Here is a 1509-nt window from a genome sequence, read left to right on the forward strand (position 1 = left end):
GGTCTGGAAGGTTCACGTTTTGTGGTACAAAACCCGAATGCGACCACGACCTGTGGTTGTGGATCTTCATTCTCGATCTAATACCTATCAAGTTGAATAAAAAAGTCCTCATATGAGGTAATGCCAGTCAGTTAAGAGATTGACTGGCATTTTTTTGGGTATTTCTGTGGTTTCCCTTTCACAACTCGTGGGTAGTTTCTACTTCTTTTTTTCGGTAAAACATACCTTTTAGATTTTTCCATTAAACTTTCTAGATGTTTAGGCAAATTACCTGCGGAAGCCAAAGAATCAAACTTCAATAGGTTAAGGATAGCAATAGAGGTAATATGAAAGCTCATTCTCAAAGGACTGACTTTTGCACGTTGCGCCATATATTTCATTTGTCTTCTTAGAATATTATAGGCAATAAAGACTCCCCATAATTCTTGATAAATCAAGGCAGGTTGTTTACTCCTTAAATGCTTCCCTTCCTGTAAGTTACTCTTGATTTCTCGGTAACACATTTCTATTTCCCAACGCTGGGCATAGAGTTTTGCTAAAGCTAATAATGGATATCTCTTTGAATCTATTAGTGAAGTGATATAACGTCTAATCTTACCTGCCTGCTCAACCTCAATGAGACGTGCCTCCCAATAGTCTCCTAAGGCTGGATTAAGTTTTTTAGCTCTTGTTGATATCGGCATTCTAATATGAAAGTCATGTTGCGAATTACGCTCCACAATCTCATACCGTAAATTATCTTTTGCACGCATAAGCCAATGACTTTCTTCTGCACGTTTTTGCCACCCGATGAGAAAATCTGCAGAGAAATAGGCTCGATCAAATAGGGTAATACTGTGTGAACAAGGAGATAATTGGCTTGCCAGTGTGAGTTCACCTTGATCCATACTACCTATTTGAGCATCTATAATTTCATGGGTCGCGGTATTTACTAAGCAGGTTGCTCTCACTTGTGGATAAGGAGCATCAGCAGTTTTTCCTTTAGATGAACCAAAGTGTGCAAAATTCTCATCTGTATAAGGCATAGACCAAACAACACCATCAACAGCGCACACACTCAGACCGTGAAAGTTTGAGTATTGCTGCTGAGATTCTTCAAACCAGGCTTGGCTAAGTAAAGAAAATAGCGCATTTAAAGGTTCTGATCCTAAACGTTGTCGTGCTTGTACTACTGCGCTAGGAACACAATATTCTGTTGTACCAAATACAAGTTTTAGCTGTTCTACGACATATCCGATAGGTTGATTTCGAAATAAAGCGAGTCCAATGACAAGCCACACCACATGTTCAGCAGGTAACTTCCTTCTTCTAATTGATGCCTTACCTGTTTGATGCAGACTTTCCTCAATCCAGTTGAAATCAATAAATTCACTAAAATGGCTAAGTGAAGGTAAAGAATGTTGAAGGGTGCAATCTAAATTTTCAGATAAAGTCATAAAAAAATGAGCGTATTTACATACACTCATTTTTACTACATTTTACTAATATTTGCTTAACTGACTGGCATTA

The 1509-nt window shown here is 38.2% G+C and carries 1 protein-coding gene and 1 pseudogene; one reads left to right on the plus strand and one right to left on the minus strand.

The features are described 5' to 3' along the window. Positions 1-81: pseudogene (locus tag G5T77_RS08840) on the plus strand (iron-sulfur cluster insertion protein ErpA); the annotation flags it as partial. Positions 82-131: 50 nt separating this feature from the next. On the opposite strand, the gene G5T77_RS08845 reads toward G5T77_RS08840, so the two are convergent. After that, positions 132-1436, minus strand: coding sequence for an IS4 family transposase (locus G5T77_RS08845; protein ID WP_004784488.1), 1305 nt, complete (start codon positions 1434-1436; stop codon positions 132-134). Positions 1437-1509: the final 73 nt, after the last annotated feature.

The organism is Acinetobacter sp. GFQ9D191M, from assembly GCF_011174875.1.
In the GTDB taxonomy this organism is placed as follows: Bacteria; Pseudomonadota; Gammaproteobacteria; order Pseudomonadales; family Moraxellaceae; genus Acinetobacter.